The 23,038-nt window shown below is 63.2% G+C and carries 23 protein-coding genes and 1 pseudogene; 18 read left to right on the top strand and 6 right to left on the bottom strand.

Going from position 1 to position 23,038, the window contains the following annotated elements:
* Window positions 1-90: 90 nt before the first annotated feature.
* The 5 genes from X738_RS61400 to X738_RS61380 all read right to left on the bottom strand — a co-directional run bounded on the left by X738_RS61400 (window position 91) and on the right by X738_RS61380 (window position 4,525).
* Window positions 91-891, bottom strand: coding sequence for an inositol monophosphatase family protein (locus X738_RS61400; protein ID WP_023800002.1), 801 nt, complete (start codon window positions 889-891; stop codon window positions 91-93).
* 138 nt (window positions 892-1,029) lie between these two features.
* The gene (gene efp, locus X738_RS61395) at window positions 1,030-1,596 is read right to left on the bottom strand and encodes an elongation factor P (RefSeq protein ID WP_023800001.1); all 567 of its coding nucleotides are present in this window, start codon (window positions 1,594-1,596) and stop codon (window positions 1,030-1,032) included.
* Window positions 1,597-1,781: 185 nt separating this feature from the next.
* The gene (locus X738_RS61390) at window positions 1,782-2,813 is read right to left on the bottom strand and encodes a tetratricopeptide repeat protein (RefSeq protein ID WP_023800000.1); all 1,032 of its coding nucleotides are present in this window, start codon (window positions 2,811-2,813) and stop codon (window positions 1,782-1,784) included.
* Window position 2,814: 1 nt separating this feature from the next.
* The gene (locus X738_RS61385; RefSeq protein ID WP_023799999.1) at window positions 2,815-3,462 is read right to left on the bottom strand and encodes a thiamine phosphate synthase; all 648 of its coding nucleotides are present in this window, start codon (window positions 3,460-3,462) and stop codon (window positions 2,815-2,817) included.
* 133 nt (window positions 3,463-3,595) lie between these two features.
* A complete protein-coding gene (locus X738_RS61380) occupies window positions 3,596-4,525 on the bottom strand; it encodes a DMT family transporter (RefSeq protein ID WP_023799998.1) in 930 nt (309 codons plus the stop codon).
* A 134-nt stretch (window positions 4,526-4,659) separates the two neighbouring features.
* Between X738_RS61380 and X738_RS61375 the strand changes: the two genes are divergently transcribed.
* From X738_RS61375 to X738_RS61340, 8 genes and pseudogenes are all read left to right on the top strand, one after another.
* Window positions 4,660-5,118, top strand: a complete 459-nt coding sequence (locus X738_RS61375; RefSeq protein ID WP_023799997.1) for an Lrp/AsnC family transcriptional regulator — start codon at window positions 4,660-4,662, stop codon at window positions 5,116-5,118.
* A 111-nt stretch (window positions 5,119-5,229) separates the two neighbouring features.
* Window positions 5,230-6,000 (top strand): sulfite exporter TauE/SafE family protein, encoded by a 771-nt coding sequence (locus X738_RS61370; protein WP_023799996.1) that lies wholly within the window; start codon window positions 5,230-5,232, stop codon window positions 5,998-6,000.
* Between the two features lie 189 nt (window positions 6,001-6,189).
* Complete coding sequence (locus X738_RS61365; protein WP_023799995.1) at window positions 6,190-6,594, top strand: hypothetical protein; 405 nt, start codon at window positions 6,190-6,192, stop codon at window positions 6,592-6,594.
* Window positions 6,595-6,995: 401 nt separating this feature from the next.
* Entirely contained in the window at window positions 6,996-7,526 is a 531-nt protein-coding gene (rcdA, locus tag X738_RS61360) for a protease adaptor protein RcdA (RefSeq protein ID WP_023799994.1), read from the top strand.
* A gap of 287 nt (window positions 7,527-7,813) precedes the next feature.
* Complete coding sequence (ruvC, locus tag X738_RS61355; protein WP_023799993.1) at window positions 7,814-8,323, top strand: crossover junction endodeoxyribonuclease RuvC; 510 nt, start codon at window positions 7,814-7,816, stop codon at window positions 8,321-8,323.
* Between the two features lie 10 nt (window positions 8,324-8,333).
* On the top strand, window positions 8,334-8,954 hold the full coding sequence (gene ruvA, locus X738_RS61350; protein ID WP_023799992.1) for a Holliday junction branch migration protein RuvA: 621 nt from the start codon (window positions 8,334-8,336) through the stop codon (window positions 8,952-8,954).
* 43 nt (window positions 8,955-8,997) lie between these two features.
* Window positions 8,998-10,035 (top strand): Holliday junction branch migration DNA helicase RuvB, encoded by a 1,038-nt coding sequence (gene ruvB / locus X738_RS61345; protein ID WP_023799991.1) that lies wholly within the window; start codon window positions 8,998-9,000, stop codon window positions 10,033-10,035.
* A 128-nt stretch (window positions 10,036-10,163) separates the two neighbouring features.
* Window positions 10,164-11,065 (top strand): annotated as a pseudogene (locus X738_RS61340) (metallophosphoesterase).
* Here X738_RS61340 and X738_RS61335 read toward each other — a convergent pair.
* A complete protein-coding gene (locus X738_RS61335) occupies window positions 11,059-12,309 on the bottom strand; it encodes a glycoside hydrolase family 5 protein (RefSeq protein WP_023799990.1) in 1,251 nt (416 codons plus the stop codon). The pseudogene X738_RS61340 and the gene X738_RS61335 overlap by 7 nt on opposite strands.
* A 132-nt stretch (window positions 12,310-12,441) precedes the next feature.
* Between X738_RS61335 and ybgC the strand changes: the two genes are divergently transcribed.
* The 10 genes from ybgC (at window position 12,442) to ftsH (ending at window position 22,884) form a co-directional block, all read left to right on the top strand.
* Entirely contained in the window at window positions 12,442-12,915 is a 474-nt protein-coding gene (gene ybgC / locus X738_RS61330; RefSeq protein ID WP_023799989.1) for a tol-pal system-associated acyl-CoA thioesterase, read from the top strand.
* A 293-nt stretch (window positions 12,916-13,208) separates the two neighbouring features.
* Window positions 13,209-13,919: a protein TolQ gene (tolQ, locus tag X738_RS61325; RefSeq protein WP_023799988.1), complete on the top strand. Its 711-nt coding sequence runs from the start codon at window positions 13,209-13,211 to the stop codon at window positions 13,917-13,919.
* A gap of 9 nt (window positions 13,920-13,928) precedes the next feature.
* Window positions 13,929-14,387, top strand: coding sequence for a protein TolR (tolR, locus tag X738_RS61320; RefSeq protein ID WP_023799987.1), 459 nt, complete (start codon window positions 13,929-13,931; stop codon window positions 14,385-14,387).
* 7 nt (window positions 14,388-14,394) lie between these two features.
* Window positions 14,395-15,552 (top strand): TonB family protein, encoded by a 1,158-nt coding sequence (locus X738_RS61315; protein ID WP_023799986.1) that lies wholly within the window; start codon window positions 14,395-14,397, stop codon window positions 15,550-15,552.
* An 88-nt stretch (window positions 15,553-15,640) separates the two neighbouring features.
* Complete coding sequence (gene tolB, locus X738_RS61310; protein WP_245268562.1) at window positions 15,641-16,924, top strand: Tol-Pal system beta propeller repeat protein TolB; 1,284 nt, start codon at window positions 15,641-15,643, stop codon at window positions 16,922-16,924.
* 52 nt (window positions 16,925-16,976) lie between these two features.
* Complete coding sequence (locus tag X738_RS61305; RefSeq protein WP_023799984.1) at window positions 16,977-17,354, top strand: four helix bundle protein; 378 nt, start codon at window positions 16,977-16,979, stop codon at window positions 17,352-17,354.
* A gap of 251 nt (window positions 17,355-17,605) precedes the next feature.
* Window positions 17,606-18,112 (top strand): peptidoglycan-associated lipoprotein Pal, encoded by a 507-nt coding sequence (gene pal, locus X738_RS61300; RefSeq protein ID WP_023799983.1) that lies wholly within the window; start codon window positions 17,606-17,608, stop codon window positions 18,110-18,112.
* Between the two features lie 202 nt (window positions 18,113-18,314).
* The gene (ybgF, locus tag X738_RS61295; RefSeq protein WP_023799981.1) at window positions 18,315-19,382 is read left to right on the top strand and encodes a tol-pal system protein YbgF; all 1,068 of its coding nucleotides are present in this window, start codon (window positions 18,315-18,317) and stop codon (window positions 19,380-19,382) included.
* A 70-nt stretch (window positions 19,383-19,452) separates the two neighbouring features.
* Window positions 19,453-20,832, top strand: a complete 1,380-nt coding sequence (tilS, locus tag X738_RS61290; RefSeq protein WP_023799980.1) for a tRNA lysidine(34) synthetase TilS — start codon at window positions 19,453-19,455, stop codon at window positions 20,830-20,832.
* A 123-nt stretch (window positions 20,833-20,955) separates the two neighbouring features.
* A complete protein-coding gene (ftsH, locus tag X738_RS61285; RefSeq protein ID WP_023799979.1) occupies window positions 20,956-22,884 on the top strand; it encodes an ATP-dependent zinc metalloprotease FtsH in 1,929 nt (642 codons plus the stop codon).
* Window positions 22,885-23,038: the final 154 nt, after the last annotated feature.

The raw sequence follows: 23,038 nt of genomic DNA, 5'->3' as shown, positions 1-23,038 counted from the left end.
CGGACAGCATTTCAAGCTTTCGTTGCGGTTTTGCGACTGCGGCGGTTCAGCGCGCCAAGTCCGGGTTCATGGTTTTTCGGGGATCATGGTCTAGCGCGGCGTCACCGGCTTCCTGACGGTCTTCAACAGCGCACGCTGGATGGTCTCGTTGCCGGCGACGATCGAGCCGCCATCCAGCATGTTCTGCCCGCCGGCGAAGTCGGAGATGAAGCCGCCCGCCTCGCGGATCAGCAGGATGCCGGCGGCGACGTCCCAGGCCGACAGGCCGGTTTCCCAGAACCCGTCCATGCGGCCGGCAGCGACGTAGGCGAGATCGAGCGAGGCGGAGCCGAGGCGGCGCACGCCCGAAACTTCGGCCATCACGTTGCGCAGCTCGATCAGGAAATTGCCATGTTGGCCACGGCCGAGATGCGGCACGCCGCAGCCGATCACCGTGTCGATCAGCTTGGTGCGGCCGGCAACCCGCAGCCGGCGGTCGTTCATGAATGCGCCGCCACCGCGCTCGGCGGTGTAGAGTTCGTCCATCGCCGGATTGTAGACGACACCGGCGACGATCTGGCCCTGGCGCTCCAGCGCGATCGAGATGGCGAAGAGCGGAATGCCGTGCAGGAAATTGGTGGTGCCGTCGAGCGGGTCGACGATCCAGCGGTGCTGGCTGTCGTCGCCTTCGATCAGGCCGCGCTCCTCCATCAGGAAGGCATAGCCCGGCCGCGCCTTCGACAGCTCGGTGAAGAGGATTTCTTCTGCCTTGCGGTCGGCCTGGCTGACATAGTCGCCCGGCCCCTTCATCGAGACCTGCAGGTTCTGCACTTCGCCGAAATCCCGCGACAGCGAGCGGCCGGCCTTCATAGCGGCCTGGACCATGACATTGAGGATCGCGGAACGCGCCATTGCTCTTCTTCCTGCCGCTGCGCCTATTTGCCTAGAGGCATGATCTTATCCAAAAAGTCTGCAACTTTTTGGGATGATGCTATTTGCTTTGAGACATGATCTTGTCCAAAAAAGTCTGCAACTTTTTGGGATCATGCCTTAGTCGGCGCGGCGCACATAAGTGATTTCGTTGGTGTCGACGATGATACGCTCGCCCGAGCCGATGAAAGGCGGCACCAGCACGCGAATGCCGTTTTCCAGCATCGCCGGCTTATAGGACGAGGCGGCGGTCTGGCCCTTCACCACCGGGTCGGCCTCGGTGATCGTCAGCGTCACCTGGTCGGGCAGCGAAATGCCGATCGGCCTTTCGTCATAGAGCTGGACCGTCACCATCATGCCGTCCTGCAGGAAGGCAGCGCGATCGCCGACGAAATCCTTTTGCAATTCAAGCTGCTCGTAGCTTTCGGTGTCCATGAACACCAGCGCTTCGCCCTGTTCGTAGAGGAAGGAGAAATCCTTCATCTCCAGTCGGATCTGCTCGACTGTCTCGGCCGAGCGGAAACGCTCATTGAGCTTGGTGCCGTTGATCAGGTTCTTCAACTCGACCTGATTATAGGCGCCGCCCTTGCCTGGTTTGACAGCGTTGGTTCTGACCGCCACCCACAAGCCGCCATCGTGCTCGATGACGTTGCCGGGACGGATTTCGTTGCCATTGATCTTGGCCATGATGATGTGATCCGGAATGAGATTTTCGCGACGAAAGCGATTTGGCGCCTCCAAGACCACAAATCGCCAGGAGAGGCAAGCGATTGGGCAAGAGGGAGAGTGGACAGCAGGGGGAGTAACGGCGGAGCCATCCCCTCGTCAGCATCCATCCCCGCCGCTGCCCGATATTCACTGTCCGCGACGCTTTACGGCAGGCGGTTGGCCTTCTGCAGCAACTGCTTGGTCTGGTCGTCGGTCAGGCCCTGCAGAAAATCGTCCATCTCCGGATCGATCAGCCCGGCGCGCCGTGCGACGACGTACCAGGCGCCGGCAAGGATCGGATCCGGATCGGTGCCGATGCCGCCCATGTAAAGCTTGGCGAGGCGGTTCTGGGCGGCGACATTGCCGCCCTCGGCGGCCTGTTTCATCCAGCCGAAGCCGGACTTCAGGTCGCGGGCGCCACCGCGTCCCTCGATCATCCAGGCAGCGAGATCGATCTGCGCCGTATCGTAGTTCTGCCTTGCTGCCTGCGCCAGCAGGCCGCGCGCCTGGGCATCGTCGCGCAGCTTGCCGCCGACGCCATTGGCATACACCTGCGCCAACGCATATTGCGCGTCGGCAAGGCCGGTCGCGGCGGCGCGCTGATAATAGGACACGGCCTTTGCGATGCCGGCATCGCCGGGGTCCTGCCGCACCAGCAGCTGCGCGAAATTGAACTGCGCCAGACGGTTGCCGGCCTCGGCGGCGGCCTGCATCAGCGCGTAAGCCCCTTTCTCGTCCTTCTTGACGTAGCGGCCGTCGAGCAGCATCAGCGCATATTGGAACTGCGATTCCGGTATCCCCTGCTCGGCGGCAAGCGCGTACCACTTGGCCGCCTCCGCCGCGTCGACCGGCACGCCAAGGCCGCGCGACAATATCTCGGCGATCAACGTCTGCGCCGCCGGATCGCCATTCTGGGCGCGAACCAGAGCGAGGTTGTAGGCCGTCTTGTAAAGGCCGCGCTGGAAGGCGCCATAGGCAGAATCCGACGGCTTTGCACCGAAGCGGTCGGGATTAATGGCGTCGGCCGACGGCAGCGGCGCCGTGGTGGCGGGCTGCGGCAGCGGCGTGGCGATCGGCTTGTCCGTGCTTGCAGCGGTGTCGGGCTTCGGTTGCGGCAATGGGACGGTTTCCGCCACGGCGACCTGCACCGTGAGCTGCGCAAGCAAAGCACCGAAAAGGATTGTCGGCGCGGGCACGTCAGTCCTCGAAACGCGGCGCGGTTTCGTCGAGCAGCGCGTTGGCGCTGGCGATTGCCATCTTTGGGTCGATGCCCTCGGCAAAGACGGCGCTGGACAGCGCCACGAATTCGGCGCCGGTGGCAGCCACCGCTTCCACCGAAGTGATGTCGGACCCGGCCATGACGATGCAAGGGATCTGGATCACATCCGCCCACCATTGCCCCAGCGACAGGTTGCGTGGGTGCGGCTCCGGCTTGTTGTCGTAGCCGAAGCGGCCGAAGAAGATGTAGTCGGGCCTGAGTTCGCCGAGTTCCAGCGCATCGTCGCGGGTCTTGGCGCCGCCGGTGCCGACCATCATTTTTGCCTGGAAACGCTCGATCGTCTCGGCGAGTTTGGCCTTGCCGGCCTCGACATGAAGGCCATCGGCCTGGACGCGGCCGGCGATGCGGGTGTCGCCGGCAATGATGACAGCGATGCCTGCCGCTTGCGCCGCCGGCACGATCTGTTCGGCGAAGGCCTGGAAGGAGGCTTCGTCCATGTCGTTTTCGGGCAGGATCAGCGAGGCGACGTCGCCGCCCTCGAACGCCGCGCCGATGTGCTCAGCCGGCATGCCGGGCGGCGCGATCAGCACGATGCGGCAGCGATTTGGAGGCGTTGCGTCGTTCATTGGTTTTTGACCCCGGTTTTCGCCTATGCCGGGCGAAGATGGTTGCATTGCGGCATAGAGCAAAGTGCCGGCCTTGAACAGGCGGGCGGCCAGGACCATTGGCGCATGATTGTCGCACGGCAACGTTGTTGCCTCACTTGATTGCCTGGGTGCTCTCGGCTGGGGTCTTCGATTTCCACAGCGTCCAGCCAAGATTCATGCCGGCGGCGGCGACCAGGATGGCGGCGCCGCCGACCATCTGGGCCGGATGCAGCCGGTGGCCGAAGGCGACGACATCGACCAGGATCGCGACCACAGGGTAGATGAAGGACAGCGACCCCTGCAGATAGGTTGGCAGTTTCTGAATGGCGCCGTACATCAGGATGTACATCAGGCCGGTATGGATGACGCCAAGCGTCGCCAGCATGCTCCAGCTCCACACGTCGGCGGGAAGGTGGGAAAGGTTGGCGAAGGGTGCCAGGATGACGACGCCGACGCAGACCTGGATGAGGGCGATCAGGTGCGGCGACGTGCCTTTGAGCTTCTTGGTGACGATGGCGGCGACGGCCCAGAAGAAAGCCGCACCCAGCGCCATCGCGATGCCGATAAAATAATCCGTGCCGACATTACCTGTATTGGGGCCCGCATCGGAGCCGGCATCAGGCGAGCCTTGCACGATCAGCAGCATGCCGGCGAAGGCGATGCCAAGCCAGGCCAGCTTTGTCAGGGTCAGCCGCTCTGAGAAGAAGAGCGCGCCAAAGCCGACCAGCATGAAGGGCTGCGTGTTGTAAACAGCCGTGGCGATCGAGATCGAGGCGCGGGAAAACGAGCTGAACAGCAGCAGCCAGTTGATGACGATGGCCGCGCCGCCAAGGGCCGCAATCGCCACGATGCGCAGTGACAGCGTGCCGCGCAGCAGCCCCAGGGCAGCGCAGATGATCAGCAGCGTTATAGCGCCGAAGGCGCAGCGCCAGAAGACGACGTCCATGATGGGCTCGCCCGACATGACGACGAACCATCCGATCGTGCCGAGGATCACCATTGCGGCCGTCATTTCGACCGTGCCACGCACCGTGCTGTCCATGAATATTGCCTCTCGAAACGCTGATGGTTGATAATCCCATGCCACATCAGCGCTTTCAATAATTTGCGCCGGGTGATATGCCCGTTATGCCTAATTAAATAAGGTGAAGATGGCCTTTTCCTTGGGAATGTCAAATGCTGGACGATCTGGACCGACGCCTTCTCGAAATCCTGATCAAGGATTCGCGAACCTCATTGAAGGAACTGGCCCACCAGGTAGGACTGTCATCGCCGAGTGTCGCGGAACGCCTGCGTCGGCTGGAGGATCGTGGCGTTATCAGGGCCTTCACCGTCGAAATCGATCCCCAAGCGCTCGGCTACACCTTGCAGGCGATCGTTCGCATCCGGCCCTTGCCGGGCAAGCTGCATATTGTCCAGAAGCTGATCGAGGAGATTCCGGAGTTTGGCGAATGCGACAAGGTGACGGGCGACGACTGCTTTGTTGCCCGGCTGTTCGTGCGCTCGATCGGCGACCTCGACAAGCTTCTCGACCGTATCGCCGACAAGGCCGAAACGAGCACAGCCATCATCAAGGCGCAGCCGATCCGCAGGCGCCCGCCGCCACTCGGCGCAACTGCCTCCTCAAAACCGTGACAGGCCTCAGCACGAACGACCACAGCGTCGTGTGCGCATTTGCAGTCGCGGCGCGAAAGTTTATCGGCTATTCCAGCGTCTACACGCTTTCCCTCCAACTGCTCCCCGACGATGTCAGGCTTGCTATTCGATCCGTGGTTCTATGCCGCTGCCGTTCCAGCCGTCATCCTGGTCGGTCTGTCCAAGGGCGGCTTTGGCGGCGCGGTCGGTTTCGTCGGCGTGCCGCTGATGGCGCTGGCCATGCCGCCGGTGCAGGCAGCCGCCATCCTGCTGCCCATACTGTGCCTGATGGACATCGTCTCGGTGTGGACATGGTGGGGGGTCTACGACCGCAAGATGCTTGCGGACATGATGCCGGGGGCAGTGATCGGCATCGGCCTCGGCTGGCTGACCGCGGCGCTGGTGACAGCGGAAATGGTGCGGCTGATCGTCGGCGCCGTGGCGATTATCTTCGTGCTTCGCTGGGTCTATCTACAGGTGCGGCACGGTGCGAGCCACTCGGCCGAACCCAACCGCGCGGCTGCCGCACTCTGGGGGACGGTCGCCGGCTTCACCAGCTTCGTCGCCCATGTCGGCGGCCCGCCCTTTCAGGTCTATGCGCTGCCGATCCGGCTCGATCCGAAAGTGCTGTCGGGCACCGCCGCAATCTTCTTTGCCGCCACCAACGCGTTGAAGCTCATCCCCTATTTTGCGCTCGGACAGTTCGACACCACCAACCTGACCGCATCGGCGGTTCTGGTACCGCTGGCGCCGCTCTCGACCATCGCCGGCGCCTGGCTGGTGCGGCGGATGCGACCGGAACTGTTCTACCCCTTCACCTATGCGACCGTAGCGGTCGTCGCGGTCAAGCTCCTGTGGGACGGGATCGCCGGCCTTCTCTAGATTGCCAGCCGATGGAAGTTGCCGGCAGCCGAGCCGTCAGCAGCGTCACGGCGGTTTCAGGCGGGCGCGATGCGACATCGTCCAGAAACATTGCCGATGCTAATGCGCCGATGCCGGGGACCCGGTGGCGGGGCGACCGCCTGATCTCAACCCATTCCCATGACGGGAAAAGGCAATTCGGGGCATAACATGCAAAAGGTAGCACGAAACTTCTTCACGCTGGCCGTCTTCTACGCACTCGCCGGGATGGCGCTCGGCCTACAGATGGCGATCAGCAAAGATCATGCGCAGATGCCAACCCACGCCCACATCATGGTGGCCGGATGGCTGATGTCGGCGGTGTTTGCATTCTTCTACCATCTGTTTCCGGCAGTCGCGGAAAAGACGCTTGCCACCGTCCATTTCTGGTTGACGGCAATCAGTGGCACCGGACTGTTGATCGGCCTTTACATCATGCTTGCCGGCAACCCGGCGATCGAGCCGCTGGTGGCAACATCCTCGATGGGCTTTTACGCGGGGCTGCTGCTGTTCGCTTACATCGCGCTGCCGGTGGTGTGGAAAGCCGAACGGCATGCTGAGACGCAAAAGGCCTGAGTCCAAAGGTCTGGGCCCCAAAAAGCCTGGAGTTATTGTGCTGTTACGGCACAGGCGGGCGACGCTTGATCAAAAAATTTCCTCGCCGTTAAGGCTTCATTAAGCTTTACAGGCGTTTACTATGCGCATCCAGTGATCTGGATTCTTACCGAGTGGTTGGAGCCACTTTGTTTGACGCCTCCCTGTTAAACTCCTGAGAGCCGCCTTATCCGCGGCTCTTTTTTTTCGGCGACCCGGATTGCCGGTCGCCCGCGCCGCTGCGTCGCCGTTAACCGTTTGTTAAACATGTGCTTGCCTTCACCGGCGGCGAAGCGCATTTTCAAGCCTCGGTCATTTAGGGTGCAGGCGTGGCGGCGATGACGCCGATTCGGCCGGCTGTAAGGCGAGTGCAGGGCGTATCGATGAACGATCCTTCGAAGGGAAGCGCGAAAACCATCAAGCTGGCGGAGCGCCGGGTTTTCTCCCAATCCTTCAAGCCGCTCTACCAGGAAGGCATGGGCCTGGTCGAGCAGGCGGCCGAATATCTGGACGGCAAGGGCCGGGCCGAGGCGAAGAAACTGTCCAGGCTGGCGGCGACGCTCTATGCGGCCGAGTCGATGCGACTGACCACGAGGCTGATGCAGGTCGCCTCCTGGCTGCTTCTGCAGCGCGCCGCGAATTCCGGCGAAATGACTCGCGATCAGGTTGCTTCCGAAAAATCCAAGGTGCGTCTCGACACCGCTTCCGCCAACAACGATGCCGCAGGCTGGGTCGAGCTGCCCAAGGATTTTCTTGACCTCGTCGACCGCTCGCTGCGCCTGCAGGCACTGGTGCGCCGCATGGACGAGGAAATCTACGGCGGCGCCGTGGCCGAGGCTGCGCCATCCGGCCGCCGCACCAATCCGGTTTCCGACCAGATCACGCTGCTCAACACGGCTTTCGCCCGCGGCTGACAGACCGCTCGATAATTCTACTCTGACGGGACACCTACAGCGCCGCGCGTGCTCTTGGACACGCAAAGAACGCTGTAGCACTTTGATTTTTGCGCATGATGCTTTCCGAAAATCGGTTCTGATTTCGGGGTCATGCGCGGGCTCACGGACCCAAATGTCCGCTGCGCTTCGGTTCTCGAAAACCACTCCATCTGTCTCCTCAGAGCAGCCGGTGGGACGCAGCGGAACCGTTTCTGGTTTGTTCACATTTCGCTGGCATCGCTGTCCGCCACGGGTAAACTTGGCGGATGGGGGAAACGATTCGCATCATCGGCATCGATCCGGGGCTGAGGCGCACCGGTTGGGGCATCGTCGAAAGCCTCGGCAACTCGCTGCGCTTCGTCGCCTCCGGCACCGTGCGTTCCGACGACAAGGCGACGCTGGCGACACGGCTTTGCCAGTTGCATGACGGACTTGCCGAGATCCTGCATGCCGCCATGCCGCACGAAGCAGCGGTTGAGCAGACCTTCGTCAACAAGGATGCGGCCGCGACGCTGAAGCTCGGCCAGGCGCGCGGCATCGCCATGCTGGTGCCGGCGCTGGCCGGCCTGGTCGTTGCCGAATATGCGCCCAACGCCGTCAAGAAGGCGGTGATCGGCGTCGGTCATGGCGACAAGAAGCAGATCCACATGATGGTCAAGGTGCTGATGCCGAAGGCGACGTTCGACACCGACGATGCCGCCGACGCGCTGGCCATTGCCATCTGCCACGCGCATCACCGGCAGAGTGTTGTCTATAGGTTGGCGGCGCTGGCATGAGGGACCACACATGATCGGCAAGCTAAAAGGCACGCTGGACGAGGTCGACGAGGATTTCTGCATCATCGACGTGCACGGCGTCGGCTATGTCGTCCACTGCTCGACGCGCACGCTGGCCGGCTTGCCGGCCTCCGGTGAGGCGGTGGTGCTGTTCATCGAGACCTATGTGCGCGAGGACATGTTGAGACTGTACGGTTTTCAGTCGGTTCTGGAGCGCGAATGGTTCCGGCTGCTGATGAGCAATGTGCAGGGCGTCGGCGCCAAGGTGGCGCTGGCCATCCTGTCGACGCTGGCGCCGGCCGAACTCGCCAATGCCATCGCGCTGCGTGATATTGCCATGGTCAGCCGCGCGCCCGGCGTCGGCAAGAAGGTGGCCGAGCGCATCGTCACCGAACTGAAGAACAAGGCGCCGGCCTTTGCGGGCGCTGCCTCCGGCACCATCGGCCTGAAGCAGGAGCTTGGCGAAGGCGTCGCGCCGGCGCCGATCAGCGACGCCGTCTCGGCGCTGGTCAATCTCGGCTATTCGCGCGATACCGCCGCGAATGCGGTGGCGGCGGCGCTGAAAAGCGCCGGCGAGGACGCGGATGCGTCGAAGCTGATCCGCTTCGGGCTGAAGGAACTGGCGCGGTGAGTCTGCGCTTGTCCCGTTCTCTGCCCTGTGCAAGGAAGGCGGCATGAGCCTTTCGCCACGCCTCATTGCTCCCGACAAGCGCGGCGAAGATGCCGAGCAGACCTTGCGGCCGCAGACGCTCGGCGATTTCGTCGGCCAGGCGGCGGTGCGGGCCAATCTCAAAGTGTTCATCGAGGCCGCCAAGGGCCGCAGCGAGGCGCTCGACCATGTGCTGTTCGTCGGGCCGCCCGGCCTCGGCAAGACGACGCTGGCGCAGATCATGGCACGCGAGCTCGGCGTCAATTTCCGCTCGACCTCCGGTCCGGTCATCGCCAAGGCCGGCGATCTCGCAGCACTGCTCACCAATCTCGAAGACCGCGACGTGCTGTTCATCGACGAGATCCACCGGCTCAACCCGGCGGTCGAGGAAATCCTCTATCCGGCGATGGAGGATTTCCAGCTCGACCTGATCATCGGCGAAGGGCCGGCGGCGCGTTCGGTCAAGATCGATCTTGCCCGCTTCACACTGGTCGCCGCCACCACCCGGCTCGGCCTTTTGACCAATCCGCTGCGCGACCGTTTCGGCATTCCGGTCCGCCTCAATTTCTACTCGGTCGAGGAACTGGAGCAGATCGTGCGGCGCGGCGCCCGCATCCTTGCCATGCCGCTCGGAGACGATGGCGCGCTTGAGATCGCTCGGCGCGCGCGCGGCACGCCGCGCATCGCCGGCCGGCTGTTGCGCCGCGTGCGTGATTTTGCCTCCGTCGCCGGCGACGGTCACGTCGACCGCCAGATCGCCGACGAGGCGCTGACGCGGCTCGAGATCGATGCGCTCGGCCTCGACGCGCTCGACCGCCGCTATCTCTCGATGATCGCGCGGAATTTTGGCGGCGGGCCGGTCGGCATCGAGACCATCGCGGCGGGGCTTTCCGAGCCGCGCGACGCCATCGAGGACATCATCGAGCCCTATCTGATCCAGCAGGGTTTTATTCAGCGCACACCGCGCGGCCGCGTGCTGACCGCCAATGCCTGGCGGCATCTCGGCCTCGATGCGCCGAAGGACCTGGCGCAGCAGCAGATCAGCCTGTTCCAGGAAGAGTAGCGTCGGCGCGGCGTTGCGGCCTTCTTTGCTGCGCAAAATCTCCTAATCCTGGTCAGCTTGCCGGCGCATTTGCGGGCTCTAACGCTTCGCTGTGGGACCGTCGGTTCCACGAACGAAGGGGTTGAGCGATGATCACCAGACGCGGCTTCCTGCGCCTCATCGGCGGTTCCTTCCTATCCGCCGTGTCGCTCAATGCTTATGCGGTTGGCCTCGAGCCGATGCTGCTGACACATGTAAAGCGCTATTCACTGACCCCGCCAAACTGGACTGCAGGATTGCGGCTTCGCGTCGTCGCTCTCGCCGATATTCATGCCTGTCGGCCATGGATGACGCCGGAGCGGATCAGGTCACTTGCCGAACGGGCGAACAGCCTGCAGCCGGATCTGATTGTCCTGCTTGGCGACTATGCAGCCGGCACACGCCTGGTTACGGACTGGGTGGGCTCCTCCGAATGGGCGCCGGCCTTGTCAGGCCTGAAGGCGCCGCTCGGCGTGTGGTCAATCCTTGGTAATCACGACTGGTGGGAGGACCTTTCCGCCCAGAAGGCCGGGTTGGGGCCGACGGTGGCGCGCCGGGCGCTCGAGAGCGCCGGCATACCGGTCCTGGAAAACGATGTGGTGCGCCTGGAAAAAGACGGGCATGGCTTCTGGATCGCCGGACTTGCCGACCAACTCGCGCTACGACCGGGCAGGGCCTGGGGCCGCAGCAGGTTCACAGGACTGGACGACCTGCGCGGCACGCTGGCAAAGGTGAGCGACAAGGCCCCTGTTATCCTGCTGACATTTTCCCGGAGGTCCCGCCACGGGTATCGTTGACCCTTTCGGGTCATACCCATGGCGGACAGGTGCGGTTGCTCGGCTATTCTCCGGTCGTGCCGTCCCGCTTCGGCAACCGTTTTGCCTATGGCCATGTCGTGGAGGAGAACCGCAACCTGATCGTCTCCGGAGGCCTCGGTTTCAGCATCCTGCCGGTGCGTTTCGGGATGCGCCCAGAGGTTCTTTCGATCGAATTGGGTTCAGCACTTCAATGAAGTGACCTGATCGCGTCCATCACATCCGGCTCGGCCTTGTCGCCATCAAAAGCGTCGACGATGCCGAAGGCGCCGCCATAGCTCCAGACCGACCATGCGAAGCCATGGGCTTCGGCGCGCGCGATCATGTCCCTGACATAAGCGGCACGGTATTCGGCCGGCATCACGTAGGCATTGCCGTATTCCTGGCGGATCATGCCGAATTCGCCGAGCGTGATGTTCTCCGGCTTTATCCCGTTGGCCTTTGCCCAGGCCTCGACCCTGGTGAACGGCGCATCCATCGTCTCGCGCAGCTCCTCGTCGGTGTCCAGGCTGGCGACCTGCTCGTCGAGATAGGCAAGCAGGCCGCTCTGGCGCGCCCATGGCGCTTCGGCCTTGATCCTTGCGCGGATCGTATCGAGCGCAGCATCCAGCTGGGCGCGCGGGCTGGCGCTGAGCGGATAGGGCAGGCCGGTGACATAGGGGATGAAGTCGCCGGCCCAGGTCGCGCCCTGATGGGTCAGCAGGAACGGCTCGTAGGAGTGAAAGGTCCAGATGATGTTGTCGTCAGGGATCGCCTTTGCATCGATCTTTGCCAGCGATGCCGCATTGGAATAGCAGGCGCCGGTCAGGATCAGGGTGAGCCTGGCGGCTGACGAACGCGCCGCCACGAACAGTTTCTGCTGGCGCTCCGGCCACAGGCCGGTGCCGTCGGCGTCGCAGTCAATGACCGGCTCGTTCATCGGCTCGAAAGCGACTTGGCGCGGATCCTCGTCGGCCAGCGTGCGCGCCATCTTGCGCACCATTTCGACATAGGCGTCGAACATTTGTGGATCGTCCATCACCTCGCCCATGCCGATCTTGCGGCTGCTGCCGCCAGGGATCAGGTGCATGTCGACGATCACCTTCAAACCGGCGCGATTGATCATGCGCACCGAGGCCAGCACGTTGGCATAGAGCTCGTCGCGCAGCGTCAGCGTCTCGCCGGACAGAAACGGCGACGAATCGACGGGCATGCGCAGGAAATCGAAGCCGGCGCTCTTCAGCGCCTTGAGGTCGTCGTCGTTGAGGAACTTGCGCCATTCCGGATAAGGCAGGATTGCCCGCCGGTCTCCCCACTTGTCCTCGCCCGGCCATGTCGTCCATTGGTCGAGATTGAGGCCGCGCTTCATCATAAAGCTCGCCGCCTGGCCCGGCGGCACCAGCGCGGCCAGCACAAGCAGCGCCGCCATCAAGGTCTTGATCATCGCCGTCAACAGTGCCATCGGGTTCATGGGCCAAGTTAATGCGTGTCGCCCAAAACTGTGTAGCGGCTTTTGGACAACGACGCGCCCGGAAACACTACCTGAAGCGCGTCGTGCTTTAGGTGCCCGGTCAGGCCAAAAAAGGAAAGCGCGATGGACGATCATGGTGAATCGGCGGCGCTCTGCGCGGGGCTTTCCGGCGCGCTGACCGAATTCGGCCACCGGCTGATGGCGCGGGTCTATTATGCCGACACCGATTTCTCCGGTGTCGTCTATCACGCGCGCTATCTCGAATTCTTCGAGCGCGGCCGTTCCGATTATCTCAGGCTTGCCGGCGTCCACCACACCGAGCTTGCCGACGGCAAGCATGGCGAAAGAATAATCTGGGTGGTGCGGCGCATGGAAATCGACTTTCGCGGCTCCGCCCGCATGGACGATGTCTTGACCATCGAGACGCGCACCGAGGACATTTCGGGCGCCCGCATCTTTATGGCGCAGCAGCTGAAGCGCGGCGGCGAGGTGCTGGTCGAGGCGCGGGTCGAGGCGGCGATCATCGGCGAGAACGGCCGGCCAAGGCGCTTTCCGAAGGAATGGATCGCAACCTTCATGCCCAAGACAAATCGATAGTTCAAATCGGCAAGTTACCGGTCCCAATGATCCGCTGACGATGCCAGGCGGCTCGCCCAAGGCGCGGCAATGCGCCGCGCTGTGCGTCCTAACCCATCCTTAACCATAACAGTTCATGAAGAGAGTGGTGAAGATTGGAGGAATCCAGCGCCTTCCTTTCACCAAGATTTGCCCTGAAAAGGCCGCCTACGGTGCATTTTGGGGTTATTCCGCAAGCTTTGCGCGAACGGATTATAAGGGATGCCTATGGGCCAGCCGCCAGCCGTGCCCGGAAAATTCTTAAGGACGTAACCATGGAAAATATCGCACTCGCCGAACCGGGCGCGCATTTGTCGATTTGGGCGCTGTTCACGCAGGCCGGCTGGGTGGTCAAGCTGGTCATGATCGGGCTGCTCTGCGCCTCGATCTGGACCTGGGCGATCATCGTCGACAAGCTCGTCGCCTATGGCCGCATGCGGCTCGCGCTCAATCGCTTCGAACAGGTGTTCTGGTCCGGGCAGTCGCTGGAAGAGCTCTATCGCACGCTCGCCGACCGCAAGACGTCAGGCATGGGCGCCATCTTCGTCGCCGCCATGCGCGAATGGAAGAAGAGCTTCGAGAAGGGGGCGAAATCGCCGCTTGGCCTGCAGACCCGCATCGACAAGGCGATGGACCTGGCGCTGACCCGCGAAATGGAAAAACTGGAAGGACGGCTTGGCTTTCTCGCCACCACTGGCTCGGCGGCGCCGTTCATCGGCCTGTTCGGCACCGTGATCGGCATCATGACCTCGTTCCAGGCGATCGCGGCATCGAAGAACACCAGCCTGTCGGTGGTCGCACCCGGCATTGCCGAGGCGCTGCTGGCCACGGCAATTGGCCTGCTGGCGGCTATTCCCGCCGTCATCGCCTACAACAAGCTGTCGTCGGACGCGAGCAAGATCGCCGTGCGAATGGAAGGGTTCGCGGACGAGTTCTCCGCCATACTCTCGCGCCAAATCGATGAAAAAGTCGCGCAGAAGACCTGAGGAACAATCATGGGAATGTCTGTAGGCGCGGGTGGCGGGGGACGCGGTGGTCGCGGCCACAGGCGGCGCGGCCGCCATCACGCCATGATATCGGAAATCAACGTCACGCCGATGGTCGATGTGATGCTGGTGCTGTTGATCATCTTCATGGTCGCCGCACCCTTGCTGACGGTCGGCGTGCCGATCGACCTGCCGGACACGCAGGCCAAGGCGATGGATGTCGACACGCAGCCGATCACCGTTTCCATCAACTCCGCCGGCCAGATCTATCTCCAGGAGACTGAAATCCCGGTTGAGGAGCTGGTGGCGAAGCTGCAGGCGATTTCGAGGACCGGCTATGACGAGCGCATCTTCATCCGCGGCGACAAGTCCACCGACTATGGCACGGCAATGAAGGTGATGGCCCGTATCTCGGCCGCCGGCTACAAGAACATCGGCCTGGTTTCGTTGCAGGAACAGGATCAGTAGACGCTAGATGAGAACCGGCCTCACCACATCGGTGATCTTGCATGCGGTCGCGATCGGCTTCGGCCTGTTCACGCTGTCTGCGCCGGCGGCGTTGCCGGCGTCCGATGCCGAGTCTCTGGCGGTCGAAATCGTGCCGATGGAAGCTATCGCGCAGATACAGAAAGGCGACAAGAAGGCTGCGGTGAGCGAAAAGCCGGCGCCATTGCCGACCCAGCGCCCGGATATCGTTCCCGACGCGAAGACGGTCGGTGACAACAGCGTCGATACCGACAAGCCGCCGACGCCGGAACCCAAGCCCCAACCGGTCGATATGGCTGAGGCGCCGCCGCCCGCGCCGACGCCGAAAGAGAAGCCGAAGCCCGAGGACGCGCCGAAGCCGAAGGAGCAGCCGAAGCCTGTCCCGGCGACGGAGGTCGCACCGGTCCCGCAGCCGAAGGAAGAGGTCAAGCCCGAGCCGGTCAAGCAGGCGGAGCCCAAGCCGACACCGGCCAAGGAACCGGCGCCGACGCCGCCGCAGGACAAGACCGCCGCCATCGACCCGAAGCCAGAGGTCAAGCCGGACGCCGTTGCCGAGGCCATTGCCCAGGAGCCGCCAACCGAGGAGACGCAGCTTCCGGACTCGGCGCCCGCCCCGCAGGCGCGGCCGAAGCCGCAGCCGGCCCAGGCCGAAAGCGCCAAGGCGCCCGAGCGCAAGGACGCCGACAAGCCGGTCAAGGAAGCCTCGTCCAAGCCGAAATCGGAAGACAAGCAGTTCAACGCCGACGAGATTTCGGCGCTGCTCGACAAGCGCAAGCCGTCAGGCGGTGGCGCCAAGCGCTCGACCCAGCAGGCGTCGCTCGGCGGGGACAAGGATCAGGGCCAAAAGCTTTCGAGATCGGAACAGGGGGCGTTGGAGGCCCAGCTTGGTGGCTGCTGGACCCTGCCGGTAGGGCTCGAAGGCTCCGAGAACTTCGTCGTCGTAATCCGGTTCAACCTCGACGCCTCCGGCAAGCTGGACGGACGGCCATCCGTCGAAAAGTCGAGCGGCAACCGCCCGTTCGACGAAAGTGCCGTGCGCGCGGTTCAGAAATGCGATGTGGCCGGCCTGCAGGTTCCCGCAGGCAAACAAGACATCTGGGCCGACGTCCGGGTCACGTTCGATCCGAGGGAGATGCTGGGCCTGTAGGCCTGGCGCCCCCGCAGAATCATTGAAGACCCGTAGAATCATTGAAGAGAAGCGAGAAGACATGAAATTCATCCTCAAGCCGCTCCTGATGATCGTAGCGATGGCGCTGGGCATGACTGCCGCCGCCACCTTGCCGGCGCGGGCGCTCGTTGAGCTCAACGTCAACAAAGGCAATGTCGAGCCGCTGCCGATCGCCATCACCGATTTCCAGGGCGGCGATGCGCTGGGCGCGGAGATTTCCGGCATCGTCAGCGCAGACCTGAAACGCTCCGGCCTGTTCGCGCCGATCGACAAGAGCGCCTTCATCGAAAAGATCTCCAACCCCGATGCCACGCCTCGCTTCGAGGACTGGAAGGTGATCAATGCCCAGGCGCTGGTCACCGGCAGCGTCAGCAAGGAGGCCGATGGCCGCGTCCGTGCCCAGTACCGGTTGTGGGACACCTTTGCCGGCCAGCAGATGTCGGGCGAGCAGTTCTTCGCCAACGACGCCAACACAAGGCGCGTCGCCCACATCATCGCCGACGCCATCTATGAGCGGCTGACCGGCGAGAAGGGCTATTTCGACACGCGCGTCGTCTTCATCGACGAATCGGGCGCAAAGAACGCGCGAAAGAAGCGCCTCGCCATCATGGACCAGGACGGCGCCAATATCCGCTACCTGTCGGACGGCAGATCGATCGTGCTGACCCCGCGTTTCTCGCCAAACCGGCAGGAAATCACCTACATGTCCTATGAAAGCGGCCAGCCGAAGGTCTATCTGCTGCAGATCGAGACCGGGCAGCGCGAACTGGTCGGCGACTTTCCCGGCATGACCTTTGCGCCGCGGTTCTCGCCCGACGGCCAGAAGGTGATCATGAGCCTGCTGCGCGACGACGGCAATTCCAACATCTTCGCCATGGATTTGAGAAGCCGCTCGACGACCAGGCTCACCAATTCGACGGCCATCGACACCTCGCCGTCCTATTCGCCGGATGGCAGCAAGGTGGTGTTCACCTCCGACCGCGGCGGCCGCGCGCAGATCTATGTGATGGGCGCCGACGGTTCTGGCCAGACCCGCATCTCCTTCGGCGACGGCGTCTATTCGACGCCGGTATGGTCCCCGCGCGGCGACCTCATCGCCTTCACCAAGCAGACCGCCGGCGAGTTCCAGATCGGCGTCATGCGCGTCGACGGTTCAGGCGAGCGCATCCTTTCAACCGGCTTCCAGCAGGAGGGGCCGACCTGGGCGCCCAACGGCCGGGTGCTGATGTTCTTCCGCGATTCTGCCGGCGGCCCGAAACTCGTTTCGGTCGATCTCACCGGCCGCAACGAACAGTCGATCCCGACCTCGAATTTCGCTTCGGACCCGGCCTGGTCGCCGCTGCTGGAATAGGCTGGAAGGGGAATTGAGGAATTGAGGAACTGACGAGTTGAAGAACTGAAGGATGGAGAAGGCAGCGGCCTACATCGAGCACGCGAGGGATTTGGAAGTCTATAAGCGTGCCTATGCAGTTTCCCTTGGGGTACACAGAGCCACGCTTGCTTTTCCGAAAATGGAGCAATACGCGCTCGCCGATCAACTACGTCGTTCCAGCAAGGCGATCTGCGCCAATTTGGCTGAGGGTTTTGCCAAACAAACCCGCTCCAAGCCCGAATTCGCACGGTTCATTTCGATGGCGATAGGGTCATGCAGTGAAGTGGAGACGTGGATTTCGTATGCGTTCGATCTGGAGTATATCACCCAGGCGCAACGCGACGACTGGTTGCAATCCTATGCCCGCATCTACGGAATGCTGGTCAATCTCAGAGAGAAGCTGAGGTGACCTCTTTCCTCAATTCCTCAATTCCTCAGTTCTTCCACTCTTCAATTCGCTCTTTCCACGGCTTGGTCGCGTTTCAGCCGCATTTCTGCCTACGGTCCGCGCGCATTGTTGCCTCCACGGATTCCCTTGAACCAAACGGCTGCGGACGGTAGCCGAAACCAAATTTTAACCGTGTTTCTTGAACGCCGGTTAACCCAAACGTGGTTACTGGACGATCAACGAAATCACTCGAATTGCGAAGGAGAGGCGGCATGGGCCGTATCGCAGCACTTACCAGAAACCCGGCGATGATCGCGCTGGTGGCGTTGCTCGCCATCGCCGGCTGCGCCTCGAAGAAGAACCTGAACAGTGCCGCCGATCTCGGTCTCAGCGGCGCCGGGGCGGCAACGCCCGGATCGGCCCAGGATTTTACCGTCAACATCGGCGACCGCATCTTCTTCGACACGGATTCGTCCTCGATCCGCGCCGACGCGCAGACGACGCTTTCGCGCCAGGCGCAATGGCTGAACCAGTACAGGCAGTATGCCATCGTCATCGAAGGCCATGCCGACGAGCGCGGCACGCGCGAATACAATCTGGCGCTCGGCGCCCGCCGTGCCGCCGCCACCCGCGACTTCCTCGTCGCCAGGGGTGTTCCCGCCCAGCGCCTGAAGACCATTTCCTACGGCAAGGAGCGTCCGGTCGCGGTTTGCGACGACATCTCCTGCTGGTCGCAGAACCGCCGCGCCGTCACCACGATCAGCGGCGCCGGTTCCTGATCGGCAATTTTCCGATCGGCAGAAATGCAACACCTACGTGTGAAAGGCGGCTGCGGCCGCCTTTTTCATGTCCGGCGCCCGGATGTGGGACTTGAAACAAAATTTGGCCGAAGTCCTGCGTCCTTGGTAATAACCGAGGCGCCTGACGGTCCACTCCGATCGGAAGGCATGCAACAGGCAAACAATCCACGGCGAGAGGCACATGCATTTCAGATCGGTCTTGAGCGGCACGCTTGCGTTGCTGCTCGTATCAAGCGTCGCTGCCCCGGCAGTAGGCAATGAGCAAGGCACAGAAAAAAGCGGTTTTTCCTTCCGCCTGCCGACGCTCGGCATTTTCGGTGAAAAAAAGAAACCGGATCAGGTGCAATTTGCGCAGGATGGCACCGGCACTACCGCGCTGGAGGAACAACTCCGGCAAATGAACGGCAAGATCGAGGAGCTCAACTTCCAGGTGCTGCAGATGCAGGAGCAGATCCGCAAGCAGCAGGAAGATAACGAGTTCCGTTTCCAGCAGCTGGAAAGCGGCTCACATGGCGCGCAGCAGCCACGCGAGCAGAAGAAGTCGGACGCCACCACCAACACCGACAGCAGCGTCGCCGAGGCTCCGGCGACGCATGCGCCGGCCGATGCGGGCACACCGCCCGCCGGCGGCCAGAGCGGCGAGGTGATCGTCGAATCACCGACAGGCGAACCCGGCGCGGTGATCCCGGGCACGCCGCCGAAGACGTTCGGCACCATCACCGTCGACAAGAACGGCAATGTGATCGAGGGCAACACGCAGGCACATGCACCGGCGCAGAACACCGCCCCTGTCCCCGGCGACCAGGCCGCTGGCACGCAGGCCGGCAAGTCCGACGATACGGTGGTCGCGGCGCTGCCCGCCACCGACGACCCGGAGGAGCTTTACCGCAATTCCTATCAGTTCATCCTGTCGGGCGACTACGGCACTGCCGAACAGGGTTTTCGCGACCACATCGCCCGCTTCCCCAAGGACGCCAAGACGGCGGACGCGCATTACTGGCTGGGTGAGTCGCTGCTCGGCCAGCAGAAGTACCGCGACGCGGCCGAGACTTTCCTCGCCGCCAGCAAGGACTATCCGAAGGCCAAGAAGGCTCCAGACATGCTGCTGAAGCTCGGTGTGTCGCTGGTCGGATTGAACCAGCGCGACGTGGCCTGCGCCACTTTCGGCGAGATCGGCAAGCGCTATCCGAACGTTTCCGGCGCGCTCAAGGAACGCGTCAAGCAGGAGAGGGCGCTCGCGGCGTGTTAGTTTTTCTCCTGCATGTCGTTGCCCCAAGACTTGTTGCCCCAGATCCGGGGCCACTTTTAGGCGACATGCATTGACGCCCGAAACCGAGCCTGACCGTTCGGTTTTTTCGCAGATCGACTTTACCAGCGGCGCTGTTGCGGCCGTGTCCGGCGGCAGCGACTCGACCGCCCTCCTCCTTCTCCTCAAAGATCACCTCGACCGTACCGCGCCGGCAACGAAATTGCTGGCTGTGACCATCGATCACGGTCTGCGGCCGGGCTCGGCAGCGGAAGCACAGGCCGTGGCCAGGCTTTGCGCCGGGCGCGGCATTGCCCACCGCATCCTGCTCTGGTCCGGACGCAAGCCGTCGACCGGCCTGCCGGCTGCCGCGCGAGAGGCACGCTACCGGTTGCTGGTCGAGGCGGCGCAGGCGGAAGGTATCGGCCTGATCCTGACCGGCCACACGGCCGACGACCAGGCCGAGACCGTGCTGATGCGGCAAGCTCGCCAGGAGGAGGTGCGAGAGCCAGGGCGTGGCCTAGCCGGCATGGCACCGGCCACCCTCTATGACTGGCGGATCTGGATCGCACGGCCGCTTCTCGGCACACAGCGTGCTGCGCTGCGCGAAGTCCTGCGGCGCGCGAATGTCGGCTGGACCGAAGACCCGACCAATGAAGACGAGGCTTTCGAGAGGCCACGTATCCGCGCAGCGCTTGCCGACCGCAATGGTGCGCGGGAAGACGCGTTGGCGCTGGCCGCGCGGGCTGCGGTGGAGCGCGAGCAGCTTGGCCATCGCGCCGCCGCGCTGATCCGTGGCTTTGCCAGCAGGCCCGCAGCCGGCCTTATCCGTCTCGATCCGGGCTTTGCGACAGCCGTCGACGAGGCGGCGGCCGTCTACGCGCTGCGCGTCCTGCTGGCGACTGTCGGCGGCGTTGCCTTTCTGCCCGAGCAGGCTCGCAGCGAGGCGCTGCTCAACCGGCTGAGGCCCGGACCACCTGGCACAACCTCATTTTTCGCTACCCCGTTTTGCGCCACATTGTCGCGGACGGTGGTCGATGCGCGGCGTGCCGGCATTTTTCTGCGTCGCGAAACCCGCAACCTGCCGCCCGCTGCGCCTGCCGTGAACAATGCCCTCTGGGACGGTCGCCGGAGGATCACATTGGCGGACAGACCGGGTGAATTTTTGATCGCGCCGCTCGGCGCGGCGCGTGCCGCAAGACAGGCAATTGCCGAAAATGGCACGCCGCCGAGCCTTGTCCGCGCGGCTCTGGCGGCCGAGCCGGTGCTGTGGCGCGCAAGCGAACATCCGGGCGACAGCCCGGTCTTGCCGGGAATGGCGGTATGCCCGGTCGTCGCGCCCTTTGCCCGCTTCCTGCCGTCCTTCGACCTGGCGCCGGCCGGAACTGTCGCCGCGCTGATCGGCGCGCCGCGACTTCCTGCCCCGCCTTTCGGCGGCCACACTGCCGGTTGATCATGGGCGAAAGCTTAACCGCGACATGCTGTTCTGCTTGGCAATGAAGGGCGCCATCCCTATGTTAGACCCAAGTTTCCTCTCACGACGCGTGTCCGCTGGCGGACACCAACGGGACAATTGATGAATCCGAATTATCGCAATCTCGCGCTCTGGGCGATCATAGCGGTCCTGCTCATCGCTCTCTTCAATCTGTTCCAGACGCCGCAGACGCGCGGAGCAGCGAGTGACGTCCCCTATTCGCAGTTCCTGCAGGACGTCGCGGCCGGCCGGGTCAAGACGGTGACCATCGCGGGCGCCCGCATCTCGGGCACTTATACCGACACCTCTACCGGCTTCCAGACCTATTCGCCGGGTGATCCGTCGCTGGTTTCGAGACTCCAGGACAAGAACGTCACCATCAACGCGCGCCCCGAATCCGACGGTTCCAATTCGCTGTTCAGCTATCTCATCTCCTGGCTGCCGATGATCCTCATCCTTGGCGTCTGGATATTCTTCATGCGCCAGATGCAGTCCGGCTCCGGCCGTGCCATGGGCTTCGGCAAGTCCAAGGCCAAGCTTTTGACTGAAGCGCACGGCCGCGTCACCTTCCAGGATGTCGCCGGCGTCGACGAAGCCAAGCAGGATTTGGAAGAGATCGTCGAATTCCTGCGGGATCCGCAGAAGTTCCAGCGGCTTGGCGGCAAGATTCCGCGCGGCGTGCTGCTCGTCGGCCCTCCCGGGACCGGCAAGACGCTGCTTGCCCGTTCGGTCGCCGGTGAGGCCAACGTGCCGTTCTTCACCATTTCCGGCTCGGACTTTGTCGAGATGTTCGTCGGCGTTGGCGCCAGCCGCGTCCGCGACATGTTCGACCAGGCCAAGAAGAATGCGCCCTGCATCATCTTCATCGACGAAATCGACGCGGTCGGCCGCCATCGCGGCGCCGGCCTCGGCGGCGGCAACGACGAGCGCGAGCAGACGCTGAACCAGTTGCTGGTCGAAATGGACGGCTTCGAATCCAACGAAAGCATCATCCTGATCGCTGCCACCAACCGGCCGGACGTGCTCGATCCGGCGCTGCTCAGGCCCGGCCGTTTCGACCGCCAGGTGGTGGTGCCGAACCCCGACATCGTCGGCCGCGAGAAGATCCTGAAGGTGCATGTGCGCAACGTGCCGCTGGCCCCCAATGTCGACCTCAAGGTGATCGCACGGGGCACGCCGGGGTTTTCCGGCGCCGACCTGATGAACCTCGTCAACGAATCCGCCCTGATGGCGGCGCGGCGCAACAAGCGCCTTGTCACCATGGCCGAGTTCGAGGACGCCAAGGACAAGATCATGATGGGCGCCGAGCGCCGCTCGTCGGCGATGACCCAGGCCGAGAAGGAACTCACCGCCTATCACGAGGCCGGCCACGCCATCCTGGCGCTGAACGTGCCGTCGGCCGATCCGCTGCACAAGGCGACCATCATCCCGCGCGGCCGGGCGCTTGGCATGGTCATGCAGTTGCCGGAAGGCGACCGCTATTCGATGAGCTACAAATACATGATCTCGCGCCTTGCCATCATGATGGGTGGCCGCGTCGCCGAGGAGTTCAAGTTCGGCAAGGAGAACATCACCTCGGGTGCCTCCTCGGACATCGAGCAGGCAACCAAGCTGGCGCGCGCCATGGTCACACGCTGGGGTTTTTCCGACAAGCTTGGCCACGTCGCCTATGGCGACAACCAGGAGGAAGTGTTCCTCGGCCATTCGGTGGCGCGCACGCAGAACGTCTCGGAAGAGACGGCGCAGATCATCGACGCCGAAGTGCGTCGGCTGATCGACGAGGCCTATTCGACGGCGAAATCCATCCTGACCAAGAAGAAGAAGGAATGGATTGCGCTGGCGCAGGGGCTTTTGGAATATGAGACGCTGTCCGGCGACGAGATCAAGCAGCTGATCGCCGGCCACAAGCCGGCACGCGATCTCGGCGACGACACGCCGCCGAGCCGCGGCTCGGCCGTGCCGAAGTCCGGCAGCCGCCGCAAGAAGGGCCCGGAGCCCGAAGGCGGCATGGAGCCTCAGCCGTCAAGCTAGGGTCCGGCTCAGGAGATTGATTTCGAAAACGCCGCGGCTTGGACGCGGCGTTTTTGTTCAGGAGGTGCCGACAGCCGATCGCGGCCTGAAAAACTCAATCACTTCACCCAAGTGCCGGGGACTTCTCCACATGGGAAATAGACGTTGAAGGTTT

The sequence above is a fragment of the Mesorhizobium sp. L48C026A00 genome (assembly GCF_000502375.1).
In the GTDB taxonomy this organism is placed as follows: Bacteria; Pseudomonadota; Alphaproteobacteria; order Rhizobiales; family Rhizobiaceae; genus Mesorhizobium; species Mesorhizobium muleiense.
This window is presented reverse-complemented; position numbering and strand designations above follow the sequence as displayed.

Coding starts and splice junctions, on each gene's coding strand:
- ruvB (WP_023799991.1), top strand. CDS start 8,998: ATGAGCCTTTCGCCACGCCTCATTGCTCCCGACAAGCGCGGCGAAGAT.
- X738_RS61375 (WP_023799997.1), top strand. CDS start 4,660: ATGCTGGACGATCTGGACCGACGCCTTCTCGAAATCCTGATCAAGGAT.
- ftsH (WP_023799979.1), top strand. CDS start 20,956: ATGAATCCGAATTATCGCAATCTCGCGCTCTGGGCGATCATAGCGGTC.
- ruvA (WP_023799992.1), top strand. CDS start 8,334: ATGATCGGCAAGCTAAAAGGCACGCTGGACGAGGTCGACGAGGATTTC.
- X738_RS61365 (WP_023799995.1), top strand. CDS start 6,190: ATGCAAAAGGTAGCACGAAACTTCTTCACGCTGGCCGTCTTCTACGCA.
- ruvC (WP_023799993.1), top strand. CDS start 7,814: ATGGGGGAAACGATTCGCATCATCGGCATCGATCCGGGGCTGAGGCGC.
- tolR (WP_023799987.1), top strand. CDS start 13,929: ATGGGAATGTCTGTAGGCGCGGGTGGCGGGGGACGCGGTGGTCGCGGC.
- efp (WP_023800001.1), bottom strand. CDS start 1,596: ATGGCCAAGATCAATGGCAACGAAATCCGTCCCGGCAACGTCATCGAG.
- rcdA (WP_023799994.1), top strand. CDS start 6,996: ATGAACGATCCTTCGAAGGGAAGCGCGAAAACCATCAAGCTGGCGGAG.
- X738_RS61315 (WP_023799986.1), top strand. CDS start 14,395: ATGAGAACCGGCCTCACCACATCGGTGATCTTGCATGCGGTCGCGATC.
- tolQ (WP_023799988.1), top strand. CDS start 13,209: ATGGAAAATATCGCACTCGCCGAACCGGGCGCGCATTTGTCGATTTGG.
- ybgC (WP_023799989.1), top strand. CDS start 12,442: ATGGACGATCATGGTGAATCGGCGGCGCTCTGCGCGGGGCTTTCCGGC.
- X738_RS61400 (WP_023800002.1), bottom strand. CDS start 891: ATGGCGCGTTCCGCGATCCTCAATGTCATGGTCCAGGCCGCTATGAAG.
- X738_RS61385 (WP_023799999.1), bottom strand. CDS start 3,462: ATGAACGACGCAACGCCTCCAAATCGCTGCCGCATCGTGCTGATCGCG.
- ybgF (WP_023799981.1), top strand. CDS start 18,315: ATGCATTTCAGATCGGTCTTGAGCGGCACGCTTGCGTTGCTGCTCGTA.
- pal (WP_023799983.1), top strand. CDS start 17,606: ATGGGCCGTATCGCAGCACTTACCAGAAACCCGGCGATGATCGCGCTG.
- X738_RS61335 (WP_023799990.1), bottom strand. CDS start 12,309: ATGGCACTGTTGACGGCGATGATCAAGACCTTGATGGCGGCGCTGCTT.
- X738_RS61370 (WP_023799996.1), top strand. CDS start 5,230: ATGTCAGGCTTGCTATTCGATCCGTGGTTCTATGCCGCTGCCGTTCCA.
- tolB (WP_245268562.1), top strand. CDS start 15,641: ATGATCGTAGCGATGGCGCTGGGCATGACTGCCGCCGCCACCTTGCCG.
- X738_RS61380 (WP_023799998.1), bottom strand. CDS start 4,525: ATGGACAGCACGGTGCGTGGCACGGTCGAAATGACGGCCGCAATGGTG.
- X738_RS61305 (WP_023799984.1), top strand. CDS start 16,977: ATGGAGAAGGCAGCGGCCTACATCGAGCACGCGAGGGATTTGGAAGTC.